Consider the following 22,141-nt stretch of genomic DNA (forward strand, 5'->3'; position numbering starts at 1 on the left):
CCCATGAAGGTTTTGATTGTTCACGCTCACCCTGAACCGCAGTCGTTCACTGCCGCATTGCGCGACAAGGCGATTGCCACGTTGCAAGGCCAGGGGCATGAGGTGCAGGTCAGCGACTTGTATGCCATGCACTGGAACCCGGTGGCGTCGGCGGCGGACTTTTCGTCGCGGGAAAACCCTGACTATCTGGTGTACGCGCTGGAGCAGCGGCTGGGGGTGAAAAAGCAGTCGATTGCGGCGGATATCCAGGCCGAGCTGGACAAGCTGTTGTGGGCGGACCTGCTGATCCTCAACTTCCCGATCTTCTGGTTCTCGGCGCCGGCGATGCTCAAGGGCTGGATCGACCGGGTGCTGGTGTCGGGGGTGTGCTACGGCGGCAAGCGTTTTTACGACCAGGGCGGCCTGGCGGGCAAGCGGGCGATGGTCACGGTGACCTTGGGCGGGCGTGAGCATATGTTTGGGGAAGGTGCGATCCATGGGCCGCTGGAGGATATGCTGCGCCCGATACTGCGCGGGACGCTGGCGTATGTGGGCTATGACGTGCTGGCGCCGTTTGTGGCCTGGCATGTGCCGTACATCAGTGATGAGGCGCGGTGGGACTTTCTGGTGGCGTATGAACAGCGGCTGCAAGGGCTGGCGGATGAGCAGCCCTTGGTCTTCCCAAAGCTGGAACAGTTTGATGAGGCGCTGTATCCCCTCTCCTGAAACTGTAGGAGCCGGCTTGCCGGCGATTGCATTGTGTCAGGCTACACATCTGTAGCTGATGTACCGCAATCGCTGGCAAGCCAGCTCCTACAGAGGTCAGCAAGCGCGAAGACGCTCTGCGGCACTGCGCAACAACTGCTCAGTCCCCGTCCAACCCAGGCAACCATCAGTCACCGACACACCGTATTTCATCGACGCGCTCAGCGGCTGGCAGCCTTCGAAAAGGTGGCTTTCAATCATCATGCCGATGAGCGAGGTGTCGCCCCGCAGGCGTTGCTCCAGCACGTCATTGAATACTGCCGGCTGACGCAACGGGTCCTTGCCGCTGTTGGCATGGCTGCAATCGACCATGATCCGCGCCGCCACTTTGGACTTTGCCAGGTCGTGTTTCACCTGAGCCACGCTTTGGGCGTCGTAGTTCGGCCCACGGTGACCGCCGCGCAGCACCAGGTGGGTGTCGGGGTTGCCCGGGGTCTGGATGATCGCCGGATGGCCCTGGCTATCGACACCAAAATGGCGGTGCGGGTGGGATGCTGAGCGCATCGCGTCACAGGCAATCGCGACGCCGCCGTCGGTGCCGTTCTTGAAGCCCACGGGCATGCCCAGGCCGCTGGCCATTTCACGGTGGATCTGGGACTCGGTAGTACGTGCACCAATCGCCACCCAGCTGAGCAGGTCATCGAAGTAGCCGGCGGCCATGGGTTGCAGCAGTTCGGTGGCAACCGGCAGACCCAGGCGCAGCATTTCACGCATCAGCTCGCGGGACAGCGTGAGGCCTGCGGCCATGTCATCGCTGCCGTCCAGGTGCGGGTCGTAGGCCAGGCCTTTCCAGCCGACGGTGGTGCGCGGTTTTTCGACGTAGGCGCGGATCACCAGCAGCATCTGGTCACTGACGTCGAGTGCAAGTTTCTTCAGATTGCGCGCGTATTCCATCGCCGACTCGGGGTCGTGGATCGAGCACGGGCCGACAATCACCAGCAAACGTGAGTCTTCGCCATTGAGGATGGCGCGCACGGCTTGGCGGTGGGCGTGGACTTGTTCATTGAGGAACGGGCTGAGAGGTAGCTGGTGCTTGAGCTCAAGGGAGCTGGGCAGGCGCTGGGTCAGGGCTTCATTGGCGCTGGACAGGTTGGCAACAGGCAGAGCGGCGGTGGCAGAGTTCATATTCAAGGCTTCCTGGGCAAGCGGCGGGCTGTTCCCGCACGCTCGGCCCTACTGGGGTGTTCGACAATTGGCCGTATCGGCGATGTGTGTTGGGTTGCCACCAATAGGTGACCGATCGGAGGCGGCAGGCTGTCCCGAACGGAGCTTGCTAAATCGCCATGCTGGGCTGGTGTCGTAGCGGTAATAGGTGGCGTAGTTCATGGTGTGATTCCTTTAAGTGTTCTTCAAAAAAGTTAAGGGCCTGAAAAAACAAAACCCCCGGTCGGGGAGCCGACCGGGGGTTAGATTTCTCTGGCAGGCGACCCCTTGAGTAGTGGCCGCCGATTTCAGGTATCAGGCGCGCCAGCGGCTAAACCAATACCCAAAATAAAAGCTTACAGCTGCGCTCGAACCGTTCACACGGGTAGCTGATACCGAGCGCGGGGCGCTGGCAGCAGGGCAAACCTGAGTGTGGGTGAGTTGCAACATATTATGTCTCCAAATGATGGGGGTGAGCTTACTAGAGGCACGCAGGAGGATTCAATCGGTAATTTCTATCGCGCAGGGGTACTGAAGGCTATCGATCGGGATATGCTGATAACACGTTGATACTTATTGCTTGGACGCGACCATGACTGCCTTGACCCTTGCTGCTGCTCAATCTGTCTCCATCGCGGGTGACGTGCCCGCCAATATTCAACGGCATGTGCGGTTGATGCACGTCGCCGCCGAGCACGGCGTGCAGGTGCTGGTGTTTCCAGAGTTGTCGCTGACCGGGTATGAGCCGTCGCTGGCGGCCAACCTGGCGATTGCGCCGGATGACGCGGTGCTGGCGCCACTTCGGGAGAGGGCGCGGGAGCTGCGCATGACGGCGGTGGTGGGGATGCCGATCCGTCTGGCGCCCGAAGCGGGCGTGTTGATCGGTGCGCTGGTGTTGGGGGCGGACGGCTCCCTCGCGGTGTATTCCAAGCAGCACCTGCACCCGGGCGAAGAGGTGGCGTTTATCCCGGGGCAGGGCGGTGAAGCGCTCGAACGGGGCAGTGACCGTATTGCGCTGGCGGTATGCGCGGACTTTTCCCACGCCAGCCATCCACGCCAAGCGGCTGAATCGGGGGCCACGGTGTATGCCGCCGGTGTCTTGATCAGCGAAGGCGGTTATGCCAATGACAGCGCGTTGCTCCAGGGATACGCCGCGGAGCATGGATTGGTGGTGTTGATGGCCAACCATGGTGGCCCCTCGGGCGGCTACGTGTGTGCCGGTCGCAGTGCTGTCTGGGCGGCTGATGGGCGTTTGCTCGCATCCGCCCCTGGCGTTGGCGACGCCTTGGTGATCGCCCGCCGCGAGGGCTCGCGGTGGGCTGGCCAAGTGGTCGTCCTCTAGCCATGGCGTTTCACCTGCGAGCAGCGACGGATGAGGATCGTGTGTTTGCGCGAAAGCTCACCCGCGAAGCCATGAGCCGCTACTACCTTCAATATGGGTTGTTGTGGTCTGACGATGGTTTCGACGTCGCCTGGGCGGGGCGCGAGAACTGGCTGATTTGCAACGATGACACGGTGATGGGGTTTATCAGCCTGAGCCGTGACAGCCGGGCGCTGTATATCCGCGAGCTGCACATGCTGGAGAGCTGTCGCAAACACGGCGCGGGCAGTTGGGTGCTCGAACAGATGGCGCTCAAGGCCCAGGCGCAGGGGCTTTTGCGCTTGACGGTGTTCAAGACCAATCCGGCGAGAAGGTTGTATCAGCGGCTCGGCTTGAGCATCGTTGGCGAGGAGGATTGCTTCTGGCGCATGGAGCGCGAATGTCCTCGTGTTCTGGAGGCGTAGCGCACTGGCGCCAGAGTAAAGCTGACCTTTTGCTCAGTATAAGAGGCCGGCTGCGAGTCGGCGCTGGCCGATATCGCACGCAAACTCTATATATATGACGCTTGCAGCTAGGTCTGTACCTAGGTTTTTTGCTAAGGTGTTCAGCAACCTATAAGACCATATCGCGAGGTGTCTGCTTGATTAGGGTGCTAGTAGTCGATGACCATGATCTCGTTCGTACAGGCATTACACGAATGCTGGCTGACATCGATGGCCTGCAAGTAGTCGGCCAGGCCGAGTCGGGGGAGGAGTCCCTGATCAAGGCCCGGGAGTTGAAACCCGATGTGGTTTTGATGGACGTCAAGATGCCTGGGATCGGCGGTCTTGGTGCCACTACCAAATTGTTGCGCAGCCATCCGGACATCAAAGTCGTGGTGGTGACTGTGTGCGAGGAAGACCCGTGTCCTACACGCCTTCTACAGGCGGGCGCGGCGGGTTACCTGACCAAGGGCGCAGGTCTGGCGGAGATGGTGCAAGCCATTCGCCTGGTATTTGCCGGCCAACGCTACATCAGCCCACAGATTGCCCAGCAATTGGCCATTAAGTCGTTCCAGCCCACCAGTGACTCGCCGTTTGATGCGCTGTCGGAACGGGAAATCCAGATCGCCCTGATGATCGTCGGTTGCCAGAAGGTGCAGACGATCTCCGACAAGCTGTGCCTGTCGCCCAAGACCGTGAACACCTACCGCTATCGTATTTTCGAGAAGCTCGCCATCAGCAGTGATGTTGAATTGACCCTGCTCGCGGTACGCCACGGCATGGTGGACGCCAGCGCCTGACATGACCACACCGTTTGATCCGAGTGCCTTCCTCTCAACCTGCAGTGGCCGCCCTGGCGTGTACCGCATGTTCGACAGCGAGGCACGCCTGCTTTATGTCGGTAAAGCCAAGAACCTGAAGAACCGCCTGGCGAGCTATTTTCGCAAGACCGGTCTTGCGCCCAAGACCGCCGCCTTGGTGGCGCGTATCGCCCAGGTCGAGACCACCATCACCGCCAATGAAACCGAGGCGCTGCTGCTTGAGCAGACGCTGATCAAAGAATGGCGGCCGCCCTATAACATCCTGCTGCGCGACGACAAATCCTACCCTTACGTGTATTTGTCCGACGGCAACTTCCCGCGCTTGAGCATTCACCGGGGCGCGAAGAAGCTAAAGGGCAAGTATTTCGGCCCGTATCCCAGCGCCGGAGCGATCCGTGAAAGCCTGAGCCTGCTGCAAAAGACTTTTTTTGTGCGCCAGTGCGAAGACAGCTTTTACAAGAACCGCACCCGGCCTTGCCTGCAATACCAGATCAAACGCTGCAAGGCACCGTGCGTGGGCTTGGTTGAACCGGCGGAGTACGCCGAGGATGTGCGCCATTCGGTGATGTTCCTCGAAGGTCGCAGCAATGCGCTCACCGATGAACTGTCGGGCGCCATGGAACAGGCGGCCAGTACCCTGGATTTCGAGCGGGCAGCAGAACTGCGCGACCAGATCTCCTTGCTGCGTCGCGTCCAGGACCAGCAGAGCATGGAAGGCGGCACCGGCGACGTCGACGTGATCGCGGCCTTCGTCAACCCGGGCGGTGCCTGTGTGCACCTGATCAGCGTGCGCGGCGGGCGAGTGTTGGGCAGCAAGAATTTCTTCCCGCAGACCGGGATCGACGAGGACGTGGCCGAAGTCATGGCTGCGTTTCTCGGCCAGTACTACGTCAGCAGCCCCGAGCGCGACCTGCCGTCGGAGCTGATCGTCAACGTGGTGCATGAAGACTTCCCCACCTTGATCGAGGCGATCCACGAACTGCGGGGCCGCGAGCTGGACATCAGCCACCGCGTGCGCGGCACCCGGGCCCGCTGGCAGCAGTTGGCGGTGACCAACGCCGAGCAGGCCCTGGGCGCGAGGCTGGCCAACCGACAGCACGTCGCTGCGCGCTTCGATGCGCTGGCCGAAGTGCTCAACCTGGACGAGCCACCTCAGCGCCTGGAGTGCTACGACATCAGCCACTCTAGCGGCGAGGCCACGGTGGCCTCCTGCGTGGTGTTCGGGCCGGAAGGGCCGATCAAGGCCGACTACCGGCGCTATAACATTGAAGGTGTGACGGCGGGCGATGACTACGCCGCCATGCACCAGGCGCTGACGCGACGCTTCAGCAAGCTAAAGGACGGGGAGGGCAAGCTCCCCGACATCCTGCTGGTGGACGGCGGCAAGGGCCAGTTGTCCATGGCCCGTGATGTGCTCAACGAGCTGGCCGTGCCCGACCTGATCCTGCTCGGCGTGGCCAAGGGCGCCACGCGCAAGGCCGGTTTCGAGACGTTGTACTTGAATGATGCCGCCCATGAGTTCACTTTGAAGGGCGACTCACCGGCGCTGCACTTGATCCAGCAGATCCGCGACGAAGCCCACCGCTTCGCCATTACCGGCCACCGCGCCCGCCGTGGTAAAACCCGACGAACCTCAACCCTGGAAGGGGTGGCAGGGGTAGGGCCGACGCGGCGGCGTGACTTGCTTAAACATTTTGGTGGCTTGCAAGAGCTATCCCGTGCCAGCATTGACGAAATAGCCAAAGCACCCGGTATCAGTAAAAAGCTCGCTGAGTTGATTTATGCCAATCTGCACAGCGAATAGAATGCCTTCCCACCTCGTAGCCAGTTGTGCCGATGAATATCCCTAATCTGATCACCGTTCTACGCGTCCTGCTTATTCCGATTTTCATTTTGCTGTTCTATTTGCCTTACGAATGGAGCTATGCCGCCTCCAGCTCGGTCTTCGCATTTGCCGCCGCGACCGATTGGCTCGACGGCTACCTGGCCCGCCGCCTGGAGCAGAGCACGCCCTTCGGCGCGTTCCTGGATCCGGTGGCCGACAAGCTCATGGTCGCTGTCGCCCTGGTGTTGCTGGTGCAGGAACACGGCAACCTGTGGCTGACCCTGCCCGCCGCCGTGATCATCGGCCGCGAGATCGTCGTCTCGGCCCTGCGCGAATGGATGGCCGAAATCGGCGCCCGTGCCCATGTGGCCGTGTCCAACCTGGGCAAATGGAAAACCGCTGCGCAGATGCTGGCCTTGGTGATCCTGCTGGCCAACCCGTCAGACTTCTCCTTCTGGGTCCTGATCGGCTACGCACTGCTGCTGATCGCGGCCGGCCTGACATTGTGGTCCATGCTCCAATATCTGCGCGCTGCCTGGCCTCACCTGCGCACCACCGTTGAAAAGAAATAAAACTTTTTTGAATCAAGCGGTTGACGAGTTCTGATATTTCTATAGAATGCGCATCACCAAGCGGGAATAGCTCAGTTGGTAGAGCACGACCTTGCCAAGGTCGGGGTCGCGAGTTCGAGTCTCGTTTCCCGCTCCAAGCATTAAGAAAAAAGCCACTCTAACGAGTGGCTTTTTTTTGCCTGCGATTTATGGAATAGACGCGTCGGCGTCTTTTTTTGTTTCTGCAAAAACCATTGAGACTCAGGGTAGTCCAGTACGAACAAGTACAGGATTAAGTACAACATTACGGGCTCGTTCGAGTTCGTATTTTGCTGGCTCCCCTCGGGTCTCCAGACGAGCATCAGGTGCTGACTCTCTCACAGGAGCTCACCATGCCACTCTCGGAATTCACCATTCGGCATGCCCGAATCACCGGTAAAAACTATACCCTCGGCGACTTTGACGGCCTATCCCTTTGGGTCACCAAGGCGGGCAGTAAGCTGTGGCTGTTTCGCTATTACTGGGAAGGGCGTCAGCAGCGCATGTCCCTCGGTACCTAACCCTGAAGTCAGCCTCAAGCAAGCACGCTCTCGGCGCGATGACGCACGGCGGTTACTGGCGGACAACATCAACCCCTGTGAACACCGCAAGCAGCAGCGGCATGCGGCTGAAGTTGCTGAAAAGCATACCTTTGAAGCGGTGTACAACGAGTGGGTCAACTTCCGCCGGTTGAGCCTGAAGGAAGGGCGACAAAGCACGCTTTCGCAAATCCTCAGGGTCTTTAAAAAAGACATCCTGCCCACCTTGGGCGAGCGCCCCATCAAGGGCATTACTCGTCACGACCTGATGGGCGTCCTCAGTGTCATCGAACAGCGCAACGCCCTCACAATGGCCGAGAAATGTCGCACCTGGTTCAACCAGCTATTTCGTTATGCTTTGGTAAAAGTCGAAGGGCTCGAAGTGAACCCGGCTTCGGACCTGGATGTAGTGGCGCTACCCAAACCACCGGTGATGAACAACCCATTTTTGCGGATGGAGCAACTGCCGGAACTGCTGTCGAGGATTCGCAATTACGGTGGCCAGCTACAGACAAAATTAGGGCTGCGTTTGCTGCTGTTGACCGGCGTGCGAACAGGCGAGTTACGTTATGCCACGCCTGATCAGTTCGACCTGGAAAAGCAGCTGTGGGTGATTCCACCGGAGGTCGTTAAACAGCTCCAGGCGCAGATGCGCAAGCCGGGTAGGGCTGGTGGTCAGGTGCCTCCGTACATCGTCCCGCTTTCGGTGCAGGCACTGGAAATCGTGCGCTATATGCTTGATCAGGTCTTACCTGCACAACGTTTTCTTTTCTCCCATCGCAGCAACCTGCAGCTACGCATCAGCGAAAACACCTTAAACAATGCCCTGCATCGAATGGGTTTGGCTGATCAGTTAACAGGTCATGGTATGCGCGCCACAATTTCTACTGCGCTGCACGAGATCGGGTACCCCAAGAATTGGATTGACGCGCAGCTTTCTCATGCTGATCCGGATCAGGTGAGTGCGACCTATAACCATGCCCGATATGTGGAACAGCGGCGGACCATGATGCAGGACTGGGCCAATCGGTTAGACCTTTGGGCTCAGGGAAAGCATGACGCGGCGAGTTCGCCGCTGACGATTCGGTTGGAGGGGGCGGTGTCAGTCGCTGGAGCGGTGGCAGCGGCTACTGCCTCGTTGATATATGAGGTGGAGTCTAAGCGGAAAGGGGCTGAGCATGTGGATCAAGGTTTCGTTGCGACCACAGTGACGCCCGAGAGGAGCCTGGTGGAGATGCCCGTTTCTGCAATACAACGGCAGCGCCTTGCAATGCTGGCGGCATAGGAAGCACCTACCAATTTGACAGTGCCAGAGTTTGCGCGATTGGCGGGCGTGTCGAGGGAGCAGGTGAGTCGGGATATCAAGGAAGGGCGGTTATTGGCTATTAGTTTGGGGAATCGAGGATTGCGGCTACCGGATTGGCAGCTCGACGCGCCTGGGTTAGTGCAAACGCAGAGGGTTCTGATGGCAGTGGAGGCGCCCTGGGATGCCTACTGGGTTATCTCGAAGCGACTTGCCTTTGCCTGACAGCATGTTTGGCTGTTCACCCAACTTTTTTGGGGGGAGGGCAGCGGTTTCGAGCCTTACGCATTTCTATCACAGCACCAGTAAACTGGATTAGAGAACAGTGATAACGGCACTGCCTGAATGGGCTGCTATCGGCCAGAAGCTGTCATTCACGCGAGGCCGCTATAGACCTAAAGCTGCCTTGAGTGAGAATTAACTAACGGCTAGATCCGGCCACTCACGATGGTTCGACATCTTTTATAAGGTCGCTTGTTACAAACCCCACTGCGCAATGATCGCAGTAAAAACCATCGACTAGCTGCTCGAGCGGTGATGCATTCAGGAGAGCGGGCTTACATTCATAAACTGCCAGCTGATCCAAGCGTTGGTAGCCGACTTTTTCTTCCCCATCGAAGCGTTTTTTCGGGCTTGCTGCTCCAATCAACATTGCTTTCGATCTGACGTGTTGGAGGGACCCACAACGTGGGCAGGGTTCGATGCATCCGGAAACAGATACGATGTAGTCGGCCACTCTTTGGCAGAGGGTAGCGTGCGATGAGCGGATTACCAGGGTTAGAGGCTTGAGCGAGAGCGGATCAATGTCGATGCGTTCTCCTGATGTGCCGCGAAGCGACAATGTCAGCTCCGTCCATTGGCGACGATCCGACCGCGTGCAATCACCCTCAGAGTCAACATTGCATCCGATTCCCCATAGATGTTCAGCAATGCTATAGAAGTCCGGTAAAAGTCCTTCTGGCGTGATTTGAACGGAATAGCAAGTAGACATGGTTTGTAAGCTGCGCCTGCGTGTTCGAAGCAGAAAAGGTAACTTGGAGCCTGAGGCTTGAGCAATCAGAGTCGCGGCTCCAAGACCGTCTGTATACAGGACATCCATTGGTGTCTGCGATTGCCCCAGTGACTTCTGGCCGATATCTGGGCTCGTGCTGTATTCGCTACTGAGAGCCATCGCGTCTTTCTGGCTACCACACCAGGATGGGAAATATATCGCGCCGGGTATTTACGACATAAGACTCCAATCCGTTTTTCTCAGGAAAGATTTTCAAGATTATTTTCGCACTGAAGGTGATGGTCAACACCCCAAAACTATCAATTGAAAAAGCTTCCACATCGAGGTTTAAAAACTCAAAAATCAAAGGGCTTGTAGTAGCGTCTTCACCATGTCCCCTCTTGCATACCCTATTGATATCACTGACGAATGGGCACTGAATTAACACGCTAGCGATATCACCAAAAAGCAGGACCTGTGAACCGATCCCGACAGTCACACCCGTTAGCGTGGAAGGAACCATTTCGGCCAAATCCGAATCACTTATCACCCTGCCGTCCTCTGGTCACACCGGTGGATATTGAAGAGTCGTAGGCCTGAATCGAGTCTCCTTTTGTAGGCAGATCATATATTTATTTTCTATAGCTTCCACTCATCTGACCTCCCGATTCTTGCAGAGGAGACTCGGAGGGGGGAAGAGGCCGCTTTTGGCCGATTGCTGCTTTTCACCGCCCACCGCAATCGACCCATAACGGCCTTTCGCTTTTGACAATTGACAGCTTATATAACCTCGCGAAATCCGTTCGCAAATTCGTTGTAGTATCCGGGATACTTTTATGCAGACTGCTCAAACCAGGCTACTCGCGCTTGCACTAATAGAGATCAGGACGTTGCTTGCTGATTATCTGGGCAGTGATGTAGATGCTCCAATGAGCGTCCGTGTCGCGGCCCATTTGGCCTATGCGCTCCACAATGAGGCGGAAGCTGCATACGGCAACGCTGATTTTCAACTCGAATGTGCGACCCAGAAAATATGCGCAATTGATCAGGTTCTTGGTGTTTCGGATGGAGCCGAATTGTTGAGTAGATTTGACGTCGAAGACCAAATCAATCCGGGTGCATCATCAACCTAGATGACCGCTTCTGGCCGAGAGCTGCCGCTCGTAACCCACTGTTAACGACCCCAGGCTGACGGTAGTAGCAGGCAGCAAAAATCAAACGCTGGAAAGGCCAACGACCATCCCCTGAGGCGTATACCGACTGCTTCCGTCAACAGTCTGGTGCTGCGATCTCAGACACCCAGGGGCCTAGCCTGCTTGGCCAAAATTGGAAAATAGAGAGCCAGCTCAGAGTTTCGCCAGCAACTTGCTCAGTTCATCTCTCGCCGCCTCACCCGAATGCGCACGTTCAAGCAACCCACGGGTCATGGATTTGTACATGGCCACTGCTTCGGGGGAGGAAGTCACCGTGGCAATGCCGGTATGGATGTTCGGCAGTTCGCCGAGGCGATAGGGGCTGACCGCGACGTAGCTGGTGTGGGCTTGCTCGAAGATCTGGAACGTCGCGCTGGGCAGGGTTTCGTCGATCAGGTAGATGGTGAACCGCGAGCCTTCGCTGCCGATTTTGTCGATCAGGTTTTCGATTTCGCGCCGGGCCAGGAGCGACCGTTCCATTCTTACGCTCGGTGGCAAGTCGAGGCGCCCGACCAGGCCGATGTGCAGGTAGCGTTCGATCTGGCGCAGGCTGATGATCGATTGCACTTCGAATTTCTGCTTGGAAAATATCGCTTTCCGTTCGTTGAGAATCTCCAGAATCTGCGTTTGCATCGCCTCTTGGCTGGCGGTGAAGTCCTTCGGTCGGGCTTCGTCGAGCATGGTCTTGAACAGCTCGGTGTAGGCGGGCGACGTCAGGAGGTAGGAGAAGGGATCGAAGTACGACTGGATGCTGATTGAACGCGCTTCCAGTTGGCGCATGCGTTCGAAGTAACCCAGGGCATTGTCGAAATATTCGGTGTCGGAGCCCAGCAAGCTGGTCAATGAAACCTTGAGCAACTGCGCGAGGCGCTCCAGGGTCTCGAGCTTGACGATCTTGCCCAGCTCCAGGCGATACACCGCCGCCCGGGAGATATCGAGTTTTTCGGCCACCTGATCGGCGTTCAATTGGCGACCGATGCGGTAGGCCCGAAGGCGTTCACCGATGGCCTGGTAGTCGATTTGGTTCACTGCAACTCCGAAACACTGTGTCTGTGGGGTGAAGAGTGTTGCTCCATTCTTTCCAGAGTCGAGAACGCACACCGTTGAGGCGGCTCGATCGAGGAAATGGTTGACCTCGTTGTGACTTCGTTGTATCAATATTTAGACGAAAGATATTCTGTCGTCTAAAAAATACAAAAATGGTGCGGCTATGTCCATGTATATACCACTCCGAATCCCCGTGCCGAGCTTGTCTACGGGATGACGGGCAACAATCACGTCCTCCGATATTGATCAAACGCTGTTGTATCCGGTCGCTCCCGACCAGGGCGGCGCGATCTCTTATGCCCTGAAATCTATAAAAATAAGGAACACACGATGGGACATTCACCTGTTGCATCTGCGCTGGTGGCGCTGTCACTGGCCGTCCTGGCACCTTGCGCACTGGCTGCGCCGGGGTTCAGCGACACCTTGATCGGCTATCGCTACAGCGATCACTACACCGACCCGGGCAAAACCAAGGATGTGGCCAAGAACATCCTGCAAATCACTCATGTCAGCAGCTACCGGCTGGGTCAGAACTTCATCAATTTGGACGTGTTCAAGTCCGATCGCAACGATCCGGCCAAGGGCGGCGGCACCGGCGCCACTGAGTTTTACCTGACGTATCGCAACCAACTGCAGTACGGCAAGTTCTTCGACAAGCCGCTGGCATTCGGCCCGGTCAAGGACGTCGCGCTGACTGCCGGGTTCGACTACAACACCAAGAACAACGAGTTCGCCTCGGAAAAGCGCTTGTTGGTGCTCGGCCCGACGCTCAAGTTTGCTTTGCCCGCCGGTTTCCTCGATGCCAGCGTGCTCTACGCCCGGGAGTGGAACCACTGTGGCCTGGACGTGTGCAGCAAACTGGGCAACCACACTGACCTGCTGTTCGACCCGTTCTTCCAGTTCAATCTCACCTGGGGCGTGCCATTCACGGCGGGCCCGCTGCCGCTCAAGTTCCAGGGTTACTACACCTTCAGCAGCAAGAAGGGCGACGACTACCAAAACAAGCCCACCGGCGCCGAGCAACTGATGCGCACTTCGTTGATGCTGGATGTCGGCCAGATGGTCTGGGGCGAGAAAAACGTGTTTTGGGTTGGTCCGGGTTACGAGTACTGGCGCAACAAATTCGGCAACGAGAAGGGGCCAGGTACGGACGTCGATGCGTTATCCATCAATCTGGAGTGGCATCTGTAGACCGGAGATCGTTATTTTTCGCTCGCGCTGTATCAATAATTAGACAGGTTGTCTCATTTGCTCGTAGACTCAGCCCATCGCCCAGGCGATAAGGACGGCGCTGTTTCCTTCCAGGGATGAGTCAGGTGGTGAAGCCGGATCACGGCCATCACCTCAACCCGTGATAACAATAAGAGGTAAAGAGTGTGAAGACTCACAACGACTCAAGCACCGCCAAGGCGGACGCATCACCGCGCAAGGCGTTGATCGCCAGCGTGACCGGTTATGCCATGGACGGGTTCGACCTGTTGATCCTCGGTTTCATGTTGCCAGCCATCACCCTCGGCCTGGGGCTGACCACCTCCGAAGCCGGTTCGCTGGTGACCTGGACCTTGCTCGGCGCCGTGGCCGGTGGCCTGGTGTTCGGCCAGCTCAGCGACTGCTACGGCCGGGTCAAGATGCTCAGCGTGTGCATCCTGGTGTTTTCCGTGTTTACCGGTTTATGTGCGTTGGCCCAGGGGTACTGGGATTTGCTGACCTACCGCACCCTCGCCGGGTTTGGCCTGGGCGGTGAGTTCGGCATTGGCATGGCGCTGATCGCCGAGACCTGGCCCGCCAACAAACGCAATCGCGCTTCTTCCTACGTCGGCATGGGCTGGCAGGCTGGGGTATTGGCGGCTGCACTGTTGACGCCATTGTTGTTACCGCATATCGGTTGGCGCGGGATGTTCCTGGTCGGGCTGGTACCGGCGCTGCTGTCCTTCGTGATTCGCCACACCATGGGTGAGCCAGAAGAGTTCATCAAGGCTTCGGTTAATCCGATTTCTTTTACGCGGCGCTTCGGCCAACTGTTCAAGGATGTGCCGACTGCCAAGGCAAGCATCGGCGTGATGGTGCTGACTTCAGTGCAGAACTTCGGTTACTACGGAATCATGATCTGGATGCCCAGTTACCTGTCGCGTCAGTTCGGTTTCACGCTGACCGCGTCCGGCACGTGGACCGCGGCGACGGTGGTGGGGATGGCCTTCGGCATTTGGTTGTTCGGCCAACTGGCCGACCGCTTCGGTCGCTGGCGGATCTTTTTGCTGTACCAGGCCAGCGCCGCGGTCATGGTGCTGATCTACGCCAACCTGACGGACCCGATCAGCATGCTGTTTGCCGGCGTGGTGATGGGCATCTTCGTCAATGGCATGATTGGCGGCTACGGTGCGTTGATCTCCGATCTCTATCCGTCCCAGGTTCGGGCCACGGCCCAGAACGTTCTGTTTAACGTCGGACGCGGTGTCGGTGGTTTCGGGCCGCTGGTGGTGGGCGCCATTGCCCTGGCGTATTCATTCTCGGCGGCGATCATGTTGTTGGCGTCGATTTACCTGCTGGCCATGGCCGCCACGCTGTTCCTGTTGCCGCGCAGCCAGGGCGACAGCGGTGAAGTACCGTTGGCGAGTCCCCTCGAAGCACAACCCAAGTAAGGCGTCAGTCGGCGTGGTAATGCCAAAAAAGTAGTGCATATGCTGTATCAATAATTAGACAAGCGTTTTTTGATGTCGTAGAGTCAAGGTCGAAATGAAGTAGAAAAAACCACGACGCTGCCGGATACACGGGCGGTGTCGCTTCTCTTTTGATTCGCCTGTATCAAAAATTAGACAGAAGCATTGAGGGCTTTCAAAATGATCGGGATTTCCAGCTGCTGCAAGGTCATCGCCGTCACCCCGCCGAACGATACCTTGGCGGTGGTGCTTTCCAACGAATGGGTCAACGACGAATACAAACGCCTGGTCCTGCAGGCCGATGGCGCGGCGTGCCATTCGCAGCCAGGGCAATTTTTCAACCTGTTGTGCCCCAGCGAAGGTGAGCACAAACCCTTTTTCCGCCGCCCCATGAGCACCTATAAAGCCAGCCCGGTGAGTGGCCAGGTCGAGTTTCTGTACAAGGTCACGGGCAAGGGCACCCTCGGCCTGGAAACGCTGACCGAACGACAAACCCTGGAAATCCTCGGCCCGTTGGGCAAGGGCTTCGACCTCGACCCGCAGTGGCGGCACATGACCATCGTGGCCCGTGGTGTCGGCCTCGCGACCTTGGCGCCACTCGCCGAAGCGGCTCACGCATTGGGCATCAAGTTGACCGCCGTGCTCAGCGCCCGCAGTGAAAAGAGCCTGCTGTCCCGGGAGCGTTTCGCCTCACTGGGCGCTGACGTCATCGCCGTCCTGGATGAGGATGGCAGCAGCTCCCTGGAAAACATTGAATCCGTGTTGCGCGAGGTGATTGCCCGCGAAGGCAGCAACGCATTGTTCACCTGTGGCTCCAAACGCCTGACCCGTTTGCTCAAGCGCTTGTCGGGCGAATTGGGGCTGGCCGGGCAAGTCGCCCTGGAACAGCAAATGGTCTGTGGCCTGGGCATGTGCCAGTGCTGCGTCGATGTGTTTGAAGTCGATGGTTTGAAAATCGGCAAGCGTGTGTGTCTGGAAGGCCCGGTGTTCGACCTGGCGGAGGTGCTGGAATGATCGATCTAAGCGTAAACATTGGCGGTCTGCGCCTGAAGAACCCGGTGATGCCGGCCTCGGGCACCTTCGCCGAGGAGTTGACCCATCTGCTGGATTTCAACGGTCTGGGCGCCTTGGTGACTAAGACTATCACCAGCGAAAAACGCACGGGCAACCCGATGCCCCGGGTCTGTGAACTGGCGGACGGCATGATGAATGCCATCGGTATTCCGAGCAAAGGCGCGGACCTGTTCATCGATAAGGTAGTGCCGTTTTATCGGGATTTCGATTCGCCGCTGATCGTCAGTATTTCCGCGCCAACCGCCCAGGGTTTTGCCGAGCTGGCCGCGCGCCTGAGCGATGTACCGGGCATTGCCGGCATTGAAGCGAATATTTCCTGCCCCAACCTAGAAGCCCACGGTGAGTCGTTCGGCATGCACGCCGACAGCACGCGGCAAGTGGTTAAGCTGATGCGCGCCAACACCTCGCTGCCGCTGTGGGTCAAGCTAACCCCCAACAGCGGTGAGATCGTCGATATTGCGCTTGGGGCCCAGGACGAAGGCGCGGATGCGGTGGTCGTCGGCAACACCTTGCTTGGGCTGTCGATCGACATCGAAAAGGGCAGGGCACGCCTGGGCAATTTCATGGGCGGGATCTCCGGCGCGATGATCAAGCCATTGATGGTGCGTCTGACCTACCAATGCGCCAAGGCCTTGCAGATTCCGGTAATTGGTTGCGGCGGCATCGCCACCGCCGATGACGCGTTGGAATTCATTTACGCCGGCGCCACGGCGGTGCAGGTCGGCACCGCGACGTTCATCCACCCCAAGACCATGAACCTGATGGTCAATGAGCTGGAAGTGTTCTGTCGGCGCAAAGGCATCAACCGCTTGAGCTCACTGATCGGCAGCCTCGATGATTCCCCGGCCGCCGCGTTTGGAGCACTGCCATGAGCACCCTCTGGAAACACCTGGCGCAGCGGGTCTTCAGTGAAATTGCCGAAATTTCCCGTGACCCGGAAATCGGCATCACTCGCGAAAGCTATGGCGCCGGGGAAAACGCCGCGATTGCCTACCTGTCGCAATTCGCCCTCGACAACGGTTTACACGTCCGCGCAGACCGCGCCGGCAACGTGATTTACCAGCGTGCCGATGACGATGGCCAACCGGCGATCTGGATCGGTTCGCACTTGGATTCGGTGCCACAGGGCGGCAACTACGATGGCCTGGCCGGGGTTGTTGCCGGACTGTTGTGCCTGTGCCGCCTCGATCAGTTGCAAGTACAAACCCCACGACCCATCCGGGTGCTGGGCCTGCGCGGTGAGGAGAGCGCCTGGTTCGGCAAATCCTATATGGGCTCGCGAGCATTGATGGGCGGGCTGACAGCGACCGATCTGGCGCTGACCAATCGCTTCAGTAAAAGGACCCTCGGCGAGGCGATGCAGGCGGTGGGCGCCGATCTCGACGCGATTCGCTCCCAGCAATGGCTGATCGAGCGCGAACAGTTCGCCGGCTACCTGGAAGTGCACATCGAGCAGGCCGAGTCCCTGGAGAAAATGGGCCAGGCCATCGGCGTCGTGCCCGGTATTCGCGGCAACCTGCGGCACAACCTGGTGCGGTGTCTGGGCGAGGACGGCCACTCGGGTGCGGTGTCCCGGGAGGACCGTCACGACTCGGTGTTTGCGGTCAGCGAACTGGTCGCGCGCATTGATCGATTGTGGGGCGAATGGCTGGAGAACGGCCGCGATCTGGTGGTCACGGTCGGCACCCTGGGCACCAACGCTGCCCATCACGCGGTCTCGCGTATCCCTGGCGAAGTCAGCTTCAGCCTGGAAATCCGCAGCCTGCATCAACCTACGCTGGAAGCCTTCCACGCCTTGATCCTGGCCGAAATTCGCCAGATAGAGGGCCAACGCCAGGTGCGCTTCGAATTCGACAAACGTATCGATACGCAGCCGGCGGCCATGCATAAACCGTGGGTCGACGCCTTGGCGCGCATGACCCGCGAGCACGGATGGGAAGGGGTCCTGACACCGAGTGGTGCGGGGCATGACGCTGCGGTTTTCGCCAACGCCGGAATCCCCAGCGCCATGCTCTTCATCCGTAATCAGCACGGTTCGCACAACCCTTTTGAGGCGATGGAACTGGACGATTTCATCGAGGCCAGCGAAGTGCTTTACCACACCCTGCAGGAGCTGACGCTATGACCCGTTCATCTCAATCCTGGCTGATTCGCCATGCCACGCTGGTCAACGAAGGCCAGCGCTTTTGCAGCGACCTGCGCATCGAGAACGGTTTGATCGCGCAGATTGCGCCGACGATCGAGCCGCGCGCAGAGGACGAAGTGATCGACGCCACTGGGCTGTGGCTGCTGCCGGGCATGATCGACGATCAGGTGCACTTTCGCGAGCCGGGCATGACCCACAAGGCCGATATCGCCAGCGAATCCCGGGCTTGCGCGGCGGGCGGCATCACCAGCTTCATGGAAATGCCGAATACCCGGCCGCCGGCGCTGGATCGCGATTCCCTGGAAGCCAAATATGCGATCGCTGCGCAATCGTCGGTGGTCAACTATGCGTTCTACATGGGCGCAAGCAACGATAACTTGGAGGCCATCCGCGCCATCGACCCCAAGAGCACGCCGGGCGTCAAAGTGTTCATGGGCGCGTCCACTGGCAACATGCTGGTAGACGATCCTGAAGTGTTGAACGGCATCTTCCGCGACTCGCCTGTGATGATCATCACGCACTGCGAAGACTCGCCGATGATCGAAGACAACTTGCAAAAAGCCCTGGGCACTTACGGGGAGGATATCCCCGCAGGCCTGCATCCGTTGATTCGCTCCCGCGAGGCGTGCATCAAGTCAACCCGTCTGGCCATTGCCCTGGCCCGCAAGCACAACGCACGCCTGCATGTGCTGCACATTTCCACCGCTGAAGAACTGGACCTGTTCGAACCCGGTCCACTGGCGAATAAGCGCATTACGGCTGAAACCTGCGTGCATTTTTTGCACTTCAACGACAGCGACTATCAGCGCTTGGGGATGCGGCTCAAATGCAACCCGGCAGTCAAGTCCGAGCGCGATCGACGGGCGATTGTCCAGGCACTGTCCGAAGGACGCATCGACGTGTTGGCCACCGACCACGCACCGCATTTACTGGAAGAGAAAAACAACCTTTACCAGAAAGCACCCTCCGGCGTGCCGCTGGTGCAGTTCGCCCTGCAAGTGGCGTTGGAGCGGGTATTCGCGGGTGAATTGACGCTGGAACGCGTAGTCGAGGCGGTCTGTCATGCCCCGGCGCAACTGTTCAACGTAGCCGCTCGCGGATTCCTGCGTGAAGGGTTTGCCGCGGACTTGGTCTTGGTCGATCCCCGCCAGCCGTATACGGTGCAGCGCGCTGAGGTGTTGTCCAAATGTGGCTGGAGTCCGTTCGAAGGCAGTACCTTCTCATCGAGTATCGTCGGCACGTTCGTCAACGGGCAGCGGGTCTGGGATGGCCGTGAAATCGCGCCGCAAAGCCATGGCCAACGCCTGTCATTCGATCGTTAGTCACGTTCAAGGAGTTTCCCAATGAATTTCTCAACCGCGGTCCAAGAGTTCCGCCAGGCACTGCCAGGCACCGACGCCTTCAAGCGCGTGCGCGTGCAGTGCGAGCAGATCATCCGTAATGTTCCCGAGCAGGCGGCGATGTGTTTTGTGATCGGCGAATTTTGTCGTGCCTACGTGCTGTTTTATGAGGATCAGGAGGTGAGTCCGGAGTTCGCCCATCAGGTGAAGTCCCAACTGCTGGGCTACATGGACAGCCTTGAAGTGGCGCTAGGCAGTGCGGATGAACGCACGCTGAGTGCTGCGTTGAATCAAGTGGTGGTCGCGTATGCGGGTAAGAGGGGGTTGGTTTAAGGTTTTGCGACGCGTGCCTGTCTGAGGGCCAGGTGATTGACCTGGCTCTCATCACTCACCTGCTAGGGCTCGAGGGCGCTTTGGCCCAGAACTCAAGGTCAAGCCTGTTGTTGCGTCATTAGTCGTCGAAAATGTAGAGGGTACCGGCCGGTGACGCGCTTGAAGGCGCTGCTGAAGGCACTTTCGGATGTATAACCGAAAGACCGTCCAATTTCCCCGATGGAGGCACGCGTCTCGCGCAACGCACGCTCTGCGAGTCGCATGCGCCAGTGGGTCAGGTAGCTCATTGGCGCGACGCCGGCGACCGTTTTGAAGTGCAATGCGAACGTCGCTCGCGACATGGCGGCTGCCTTCGCCAATGTTTCGAGTTGCCAGGGATAGCCGGGATCGCCGTGCATCAATCGAAGCGCCGGCGCAATACGCTTGTCGGTCACTGCCCTCAGCCACCCCGGGCTCAGGGGGGCTTCGGTAGCAAAATGAGCGCGCAGGGTCTGGATGAACATCAGGTGGGCAAGCTGTGCAGAGGCAACGCCAGAGCCCGGTGAATTGTCTTCGCGCTCCTGGATAAGTTCATCCATCAACCAGGAAAGTTTTAGTGCCTGACGCGACGTGCCTCGCACGTGAATGGTTGTCGGGATGGCGTCCAGAAACAGGCGATCGTAGTCAGAGCTAAGTTCCACACCTGCAACGATCACATAGCAGTCATCACCACTGCCAAGCTGGACCGTTGCGCCTACGCGATTCTTGATCACATCGCCGAGGTCCACTCGCGGTGCGCCAAGGTCGCTGGCGAGGGTGAGCGAGCGAGGCCTCGAAGAGAGAAACACATCACCTTCCTCCAGCAGGATGGGTGTCGCTTCGTCATCGAACGAGAGCCAGCAGCTGCCGCGAGCCACCCCCCAGAACTTGATCGTGTCCGGCGCTGGGATGGCTATCGCCCAGGCACCGCCTGCCACCAGTCCGCCGGACATGACGGATCGTGCGTTCACGAAATGCAGGAACTCTGAAAGGGGATCGCTGTGCATGCTCAGACGATGACGCAAGTAATGCAGAGGATCAAGCATTAATAATCTGGAGTTAGAGCGTTATCTTGCAGGTGTACCGGGGGAGAGCCACCGGACAGCACGCCCTTCGCGATGATTGCGGTGGGCCTACTCATTGAACGACTACTCGTCTAAAAGGGCACCCATGACACAGCGCACTTGGTTTATTACTGGCGTCAACAGCGGTTTCGGCCGCGTCATGACAGAGCAATTGCTCGCCCGCGGTGATCGGGTGGCAGGTACCACGCGCAAGATGGAAGCACTGAGCGATCTCAAGGCCAAGTATGGCGATCAACTGTGGCTCGCCCACTTGGATATGACGGACACCGTCGGCATCCAACAAGTGGTGAGCAACGCTTTCGGTGCGCTTGGCAAGATCGATGTCATTGTCAGCAATGCAGGCTATGGCTTGTTTGGCGCAGCGGAAGAGCTGAGTGACGAACAGGTCAATCATCAACTGGCGACAAACCTGATTGGTCCAATCATGTTGATTCGCGCGGCCTTGCCTCACTTGCGTGCACAAGGGGGTGGCCGAATCATCGGCCTGTCGACGTTTGGTGGGCAGGCAGTGCTGCCCGGTGGCTCTCTTTATCACGCGAGCAAATGGGGTCTGGAGGGTTTTCTGGATTCTTTGTCCATTGAGCTTGCACCTTTCAAGATCGGCGTCACGATTATCGAGCCCGGCAGCGCACGCACCAATTTCCGTTTCGGTGGTGCACAGCTCGGTAAGCCTCTAGCTGCTTACAAGGACACTCCGGCTGGGATGGTGCATGTGATGATCAAAGATACCTCGCGCCAGCCTGTCGGAGACCCGACGAAGATGGCGGAAATAATCCTCGACAGTGTCGATCACGAACCTGCACCGAAACGGATTGTTCTAGGCTCCGACTCTTGGGGCATCCTCTTCAAGGCGTTGACTGATCGGTTAGCGGCGGTCGCGACTCAGAAGGATCTCGCTGCTTCGGCGGACGTCCTGGCCAGCGCATGATTTTTCGGGAGCGTCTTTGCGGAGCCGGATGTCGATCAGGGTTGCGATCATGAAGTTCAGCATTCGCCACCGCGACCAGCGCCCGATCATCATGCTTTTTGTGGGCGCTCCATCACCAGCAACGTGGAGGTAGCGCTTGCGTAGATGCGCTCGTCGGGGCCCTTCAAGGTAGCCTCGGCAAACGCCGCCCGCCGGCCGACCGAGATGACACGGCCCTCTGCGCGCAGCGGGCCTGTCTCAGTGGTAATGGGGCGCAAGTATGAAACTTTCAGTTCAAGGGTTGTGTAGGCCTGGGTGGCTGAAAGCGTTGAGTGAACGGCGCACCCGCATGCCGAGTCGAGCAGCGTTGCAGCATACCCGCCGTGGACCGTGCCGATCGGGTTGTAAGCATGCAGGCCGGGCGTGCCTGTAAAGACCGCCCACCCGTCACCTGCCTCGACAAACGTGAAGTCGAGCGAATCGCCAATCGGCGGTCGTCCCCCGGCTGAAATCAAAGCCTGGAGGGTTTCAAGTCCGGATAGGCCGGGTGCAACTTCATTGACTAGATTCACTGATATTTCT

Annotated in this window: 23 protein-coding genes and 1 tRNA gene; 18 read left to right on the plus strand and 6 right to left on the minus strand. The window is 58.5% G+C overall.

Going from position 1 to position 22,141, the window contains the following annotated elements:
* Positions 1-3 precede the first annotated feature (3 nt).
* A complete protein-coding gene (locus HX803_RS23925) occupies positions 4-705 on the plus strand; it encodes an NAD(P)H-dependent oxidoreductase (RefSeq protein WP_178924071.1) in 702 nt (233 codons plus the stop codon).
* A 96-nt stretch (positions 706-801) separates the two neighbouring features.
* Here the strand turns inward: HX803_RS23925 and HX803_RS23930 are convergent, their stop codons facing one another.
* Positions 802-1,869: a 3-deoxy-7-phosphoheptulonate synthase gene (locus HX803_RS23930; protein WP_178924073.1), complete on the minus strand. Its 1,068-nt coding sequence runs from the start codon at positions 1,867-1,869 to the stop codon at positions 802-804.
* A gap of 610 nt (positions 1,870-2,479) precedes the next feature.
* Here HX803_RS23930 and HX803_RS23935 point away from each other — a divergent pair.
* The 8 genes from HX803_RS23935 to HX803_RS23965 all read left to right on the plus strand — a co-directional run bounded on the left by HX803_RS23935 (position 2,480) and on the right by HX803_RS23965 (position 8,750).
* Positions 2,480-3,229, plus strand: a complete 750-nt coding sequence (locus HX803_RS23935; RefSeq protein WP_178924075.1) for a carbon-nitrogen hydrolase family protein — start codon at positions 2,480-2,482, stop codon at positions 3,227-3,229.
* A 2-nt stretch (positions 3,230-3,231) separates the two neighbouring features.
* Positions 3,232-3,672, plus strand: coding sequence for a GNAT family N-acetyltransferase (locus HX803_RS23940; RefSeq protein WP_178924077.1), 441 nt, complete (start codon positions 3,232-3,234; stop codon positions 3,670-3,672).
* Between the two features lie 176 nt (positions 3,673-3,848).
* Positions 3,849-4,490: a UvrY/SirA/GacA family response regulator transcription factor gene (uvrY, locus tag HX803_RS23945; RefSeq protein ID WP_178924079.1), complete on the plus strand. Its 642-nt coding sequence runs from the start codon at positions 3,849-3,851 to the stop codon at positions 4,488-4,490.
* A 1-nt stretch (position 4,491) separates the two neighbouring features.
* Positions 4,492-6,315, plus strand: a complete 1,824-nt coding sequence (gene uvrC, locus HX803_RS23950; RefSeq protein WP_176997608.1) for an excinuclease ABC subunit UvrC — start codon at positions 4,492-4,494, stop codon at positions 6,313-6,315.
* A 32-nt stretch (positions 6,316-6,347) separates the two neighbouring features.
* On the plus strand, positions 6,348-6,908 hold the full coding sequence (gene pgsA / locus HX803_RS23955) for a CDP-diacylglycerol--glycerol-3-phosphate 3-phosphatidyltransferase (RefSeq protein ID WP_105700203.1): 561 nt from the start codon (positions 6,348-6,350) through the stop codon (positions 6,906-6,908).
* Between the two features lie 60 nt (positions 6,909-6,968).
* Positions 6,969-7,044 (plus strand) — tRNA-Gly (locus HX803_RS23960).
* A 235-nt stretch (positions 7,045-7,279) separates the two neighbouring features.
* A complete protein-coding gene (locus HX803_RS33205) occupies positions 7,280-7,447 on the plus strand; it encodes an Arm DNA-binding domain-containing protein (RefSeq protein WP_372339943.1) in 168 nt (55 codons plus the stop codon).
* The gene (locus HX803_RS23965) at positions 7,404-8,750 is read left to right on the plus strand and encodes a tyrosine-type recombinase/integrase (RefSeq protein ID WP_372339944.1); all 1,347 of its coding nucleotides are present in this window, start codon (positions 7,404-7,406) and stop codon (positions 8,748-8,750) included. Before HX803_RS33205 ends, HX803_RS23965 begins: the two co-directional genes overlap by 44 nt.
* Positions 8,751-9,210: 460 nt before the next feature.
* On the opposite strand, the gene HX803_RS23970 is transcribed toward HX803_RS23965, so the two are convergent.
* Both HX803_RS23970 and HX803_RS23975 read right to left on the minus strand, forming a co-directional pair.
* The gene (locus tag HX803_RS23970; protein ID WP_178924081.1) at positions 9,211-9,939 is read right to left on the minus strand and encodes a hypothetical protein; all 729 of its coding nucleotides are present in this window, start codon (positions 9,937-9,939) and stop codon (positions 9,211-9,213) included.
* Positions 9,940-9,952: 13 nt separating this feature from the next.
* Positions 9,953-10,282 (minus strand): hypothetical protein, encoded by a 330-nt coding sequence (locus HX803_RS23975; protein ID WP_218647153.1) that lies wholly within the window; start codon positions 10,280-10,282, stop codon positions 9,953-9,955.
* A gap of 313 nt (positions 10,283-10,595) precedes the next feature.
* Between HX803_RS23975 and HX803_RS23980 the strand changes: the two genes are divergently transcribed.
* A complete protein-coding gene (locus tag HX803_RS23980; RefSeq protein WP_178924085.1) occupies positions 10,596-10,892 on the plus strand; it encodes a hypothetical protein in 297 nt (98 codons plus the stop codon).
* A gap of 213 nt (positions 10,893-11,105) precedes the next feature.
* On the opposite strand, the gene HX803_RS23985 is transcribed toward HX803_RS23980, so the two are convergent.
* Entirely contained in the window at positions 11,106-11,981 is an 876-nt protein-coding gene (locus HX803_RS23985) for a helix-turn-helix domain-containing protein (protein WP_178924087.1), read from the minus strand.
* 348 nt (positions 11,982-12,329) lie between these two features.
* On the opposite strand from HX803_RS23985, the gene HX803_RS23990 reads away from it, so the two are divergent.
* The 7 genes from HX803_RS23990 (at position 12,330) to HX803_RS24020 (ending at position 19,549) form a co-directional block, all read left to right on the plus strand.
* Complete coding sequence (locus tag HX803_RS23990; protein WP_178924089.1) at positions 12,330-13,190, plus strand: hypothetical protein; 861 nt, start codon at positions 12,330-12,332, stop codon at positions 13,188-13,190.
* A 185-nt stretch (positions 13,191-13,375) separates the two neighbouring features.
* Positions 13,376-14,638 (plus strand): MFS transporter, encoded by a 1,263-nt coding sequence (locus tag HX803_RS23995; protein ID WP_259174486.1) that lies wholly within the window; start codon positions 13,376-13,378, stop codon positions 14,636-14,638.
* Positions 14,639-14,836: 198 nt separating this feature from the next.
* Positions 14,837-15,670: a dihydroorotate dehydrogenase electron transfer subunit gene (locus HX803_RS24000; RefSeq protein ID WP_178924091.1), complete on the plus strand. Its 834-nt coding sequence runs from the start codon at positions 14,837-14,839 to the stop codon at positions 15,668-15,670.
* The gene (locus tag HX803_RS24005; protein WP_178924093.1) at positions 15,667-16,602 is read left to right on the plus strand and encodes a dihydroorotate dehydrogenase; all 936 of its coding nucleotides are present in this window, start codon (positions 15,667-15,669) and stop codon (positions 16,600-16,602) included. Before HX803_RS24000 ends, HX803_RS24005 begins: the two co-directional genes overlap by 4 nt.
* Entirely contained in the window at positions 16,599-17,855 is a 1,257-nt protein-coding gene (locus HX803_RS24010) for an allantoate amidohydrolase (protein WP_178924095.1), read from the plus strand. The genes HX803_RS24005 and HX803_RS24010 overlap by 4 nt, the downstream gene beginning before the upstream one ends.
* Positions 17,852-19,198 (plus strand): dihydroorotase, encoded by a 1,347-nt coding sequence (locus HX803_RS24015; RefSeq protein WP_178924097.1) that lies wholly within the window; start codon positions 17,852-17,854, stop codon positions 19,196-19,198. Before HX803_RS24010 ends, HX803_RS24015 begins: the two co-directional genes overlap by 4 nt.
* Positions 19,199-19,219: 21 nt before the next feature.
* The gene (locus HX803_RS24020; protein WP_178924099.1) at positions 19,220-19,549 is read left to right on the plus strand and encodes a hypothetical protein; all 330 of its coding nucleotides are present in this window, start codon (positions 19,220-19,222) and stop codon (positions 19,547-19,549) included.
* A gap of 98 nt (positions 19,550-19,647) precedes the next feature.
* Here the strand turns inward: HX803_RS24020 and HX803_RS24025 are convergent, their stop codons facing one another.
* Complete coding sequence (locus tag HX803_RS24025) at positions 19,648-20,613, minus strand: AraC family transcriptional regulator (protein ID WP_256732923.1); 966 nt, start codon at positions 20,611-20,613, stop codon at positions 19,648-19,650.
* A gap of 124 nt (positions 20,614-20,737) precedes the next feature.
* Between HX803_RS24025 and HX803_RS24030 the strand changes: the two genes are divergently transcribed.
* Positions 20,738-21,580 (plus strand): SDR family oxidoreductase, encoded by an 843-nt coding sequence (locus tag HX803_RS24030; protein WP_178924101.1) that lies wholly within the window; start codon positions 20,738-20,740, stop codon positions 21,578-21,580.
* 89 nt (positions 21,581-21,669) lie between these two features.
* On the opposite strand, the gene HX803_RS24035 is transcribed toward HX803_RS24030, so the two are convergent.
* Positions 21,670-22,131 (minus strand): PaaI family thioesterase, encoded by a 462-nt coding sequence (locus tag HX803_RS24035; RefSeq protein WP_178924103.1) that lies wholly within the window; start codon positions 22,129-22,131, stop codon positions 21,670-21,672.
* Between the last annotated feature and the right edge of the window lie 10 nt (positions 22,132-22,141).

Origin of the sequence: Pseudomonas sp. P7548, from assembly GCF_013386585.1 — a bacterium.
Classification (GTDB): domain Bacteria; phylum Pseudomonadota; class Gammaproteobacteria; order Pseudomonadales; family Pseudomonadaceae; genus Aquipseudomonas.

Coding starts and splice junctions, on each gene's coding strand:
- HX803_RS23925 (WP_178924071.1), top strand. CDS start 4: ATGAAGGTTTTGATTGTTCACGCTCACCCTGAACCGCAGTCGTTCACT.
- HX803_RS23930 (WP_178924073.1), bottom strand. CDS start 1,869: ATGAACTCTGCCACCGCCGCTCTGCCTGTTGCCAACCTGTCCAGCGCC.
- HX803_RS23935 (WP_178924075.1), top strand. CDS start 2,480: ATGACTGCCTTGACCCTTGCTGCTGCTCAATCTGTCTCCATCGCGGGT.
- HX803_RS23940 (WP_178924077.1), top strand. CDS start 3,232: ATGGCGTTTCACCTGCGAGCAGCGACGGATGAGGATCGTGTGTTTGCG.
- uvrC (WP_176997608.1), top strand. CDS start 4,492: ATGACCACACCGTTTGATCCGAGTGCCTTCCTCTCAACCTGCAGTGGC.
- pgsA (WP_105700203.1), top strand. CDS start 6,348: ATGAATATCCCTAATCTGATCACCGTTCTACGCGTCCTGCTTATTCCG.
- HX803_RS33205 (WP_372339943.1), top strand. CDS start 7,280: ATGCCACTCTCGGAATTCACCATTCGGCATGCCCGAATCACCGGTAAA.
- HX803_RS23970 (WP_178924081.1), bottom strand. CDS start 9,939: ATGGCTCTCAGTAGCGAATACAGCACGAGCCCAGATATCGGCCAGAAG.
- HX803_RS23975 (WP_218647153.1), bottom strand. CDS start 10,282: ATGGTTCCTTCCACGCTAACGGGTGTGACTGTCGGGATCGGTTCACAG.
- HX803_RS23980 (WP_178924085.1), top strand. CDS start 10,596: ATGCAGACTGCTCAAACCAGGCTACTCGCGCTTGCACTAATAGAGATC.
- HX803_RS23990 (WP_178924089.1), top strand. CDS start 12,330: ATGGGACATTCACCTGTTGCATCTGCGCTGGTGGCGCTGTCACTGGCC.
- HX803_RS24000 (WP_178924091.1), top strand. CDS start 14,837: ATGATCGGGATTTCCAGCTGCTGCAAGGTCATCGCCGTCACCCCGCCG.
- HX803_RS24005 (WP_178924093.1), top strand. CDS start 15,667: ATGATCGATCTAAGCGTAAACATTGGCGGTCTGCGCCTGAAGAACCCG.
- HX803_RS24010 (WP_178924095.1), top strand. CDS start 16,599: ATGAGCACCCTCTGGAAACACCTGGCGCAGCGGGTCTTCAGTGAAATT.
- HX803_RS24015 (WP_178924097.1), top strand. CDS start 17,852: ATGACCCGTTCATCTCAATCCTGGCTGATTCGCCATGCCACGCTGGTC.
- HX803_RS24020 (WP_178924099.1), top strand. CDS start 19,220: ATGAATTTCTCAACCGCGGTCCAAGAGTTCCGCCAGGCACTGCCAGGC.
- HX803_RS24025 (WP_256732923.1), bottom strand. CDS start 20,613: ATGCTTGATCCTCTGCATTACTTGCGTCATCGTCTGAGCATGCACAGC.
- HX803_RS24030 (WP_178924101.1), top strand. CDS start 20,738: ATGACACAGCGCACTTGGTTTATTACTGGCGTCAACAGCGGTTTCGGC.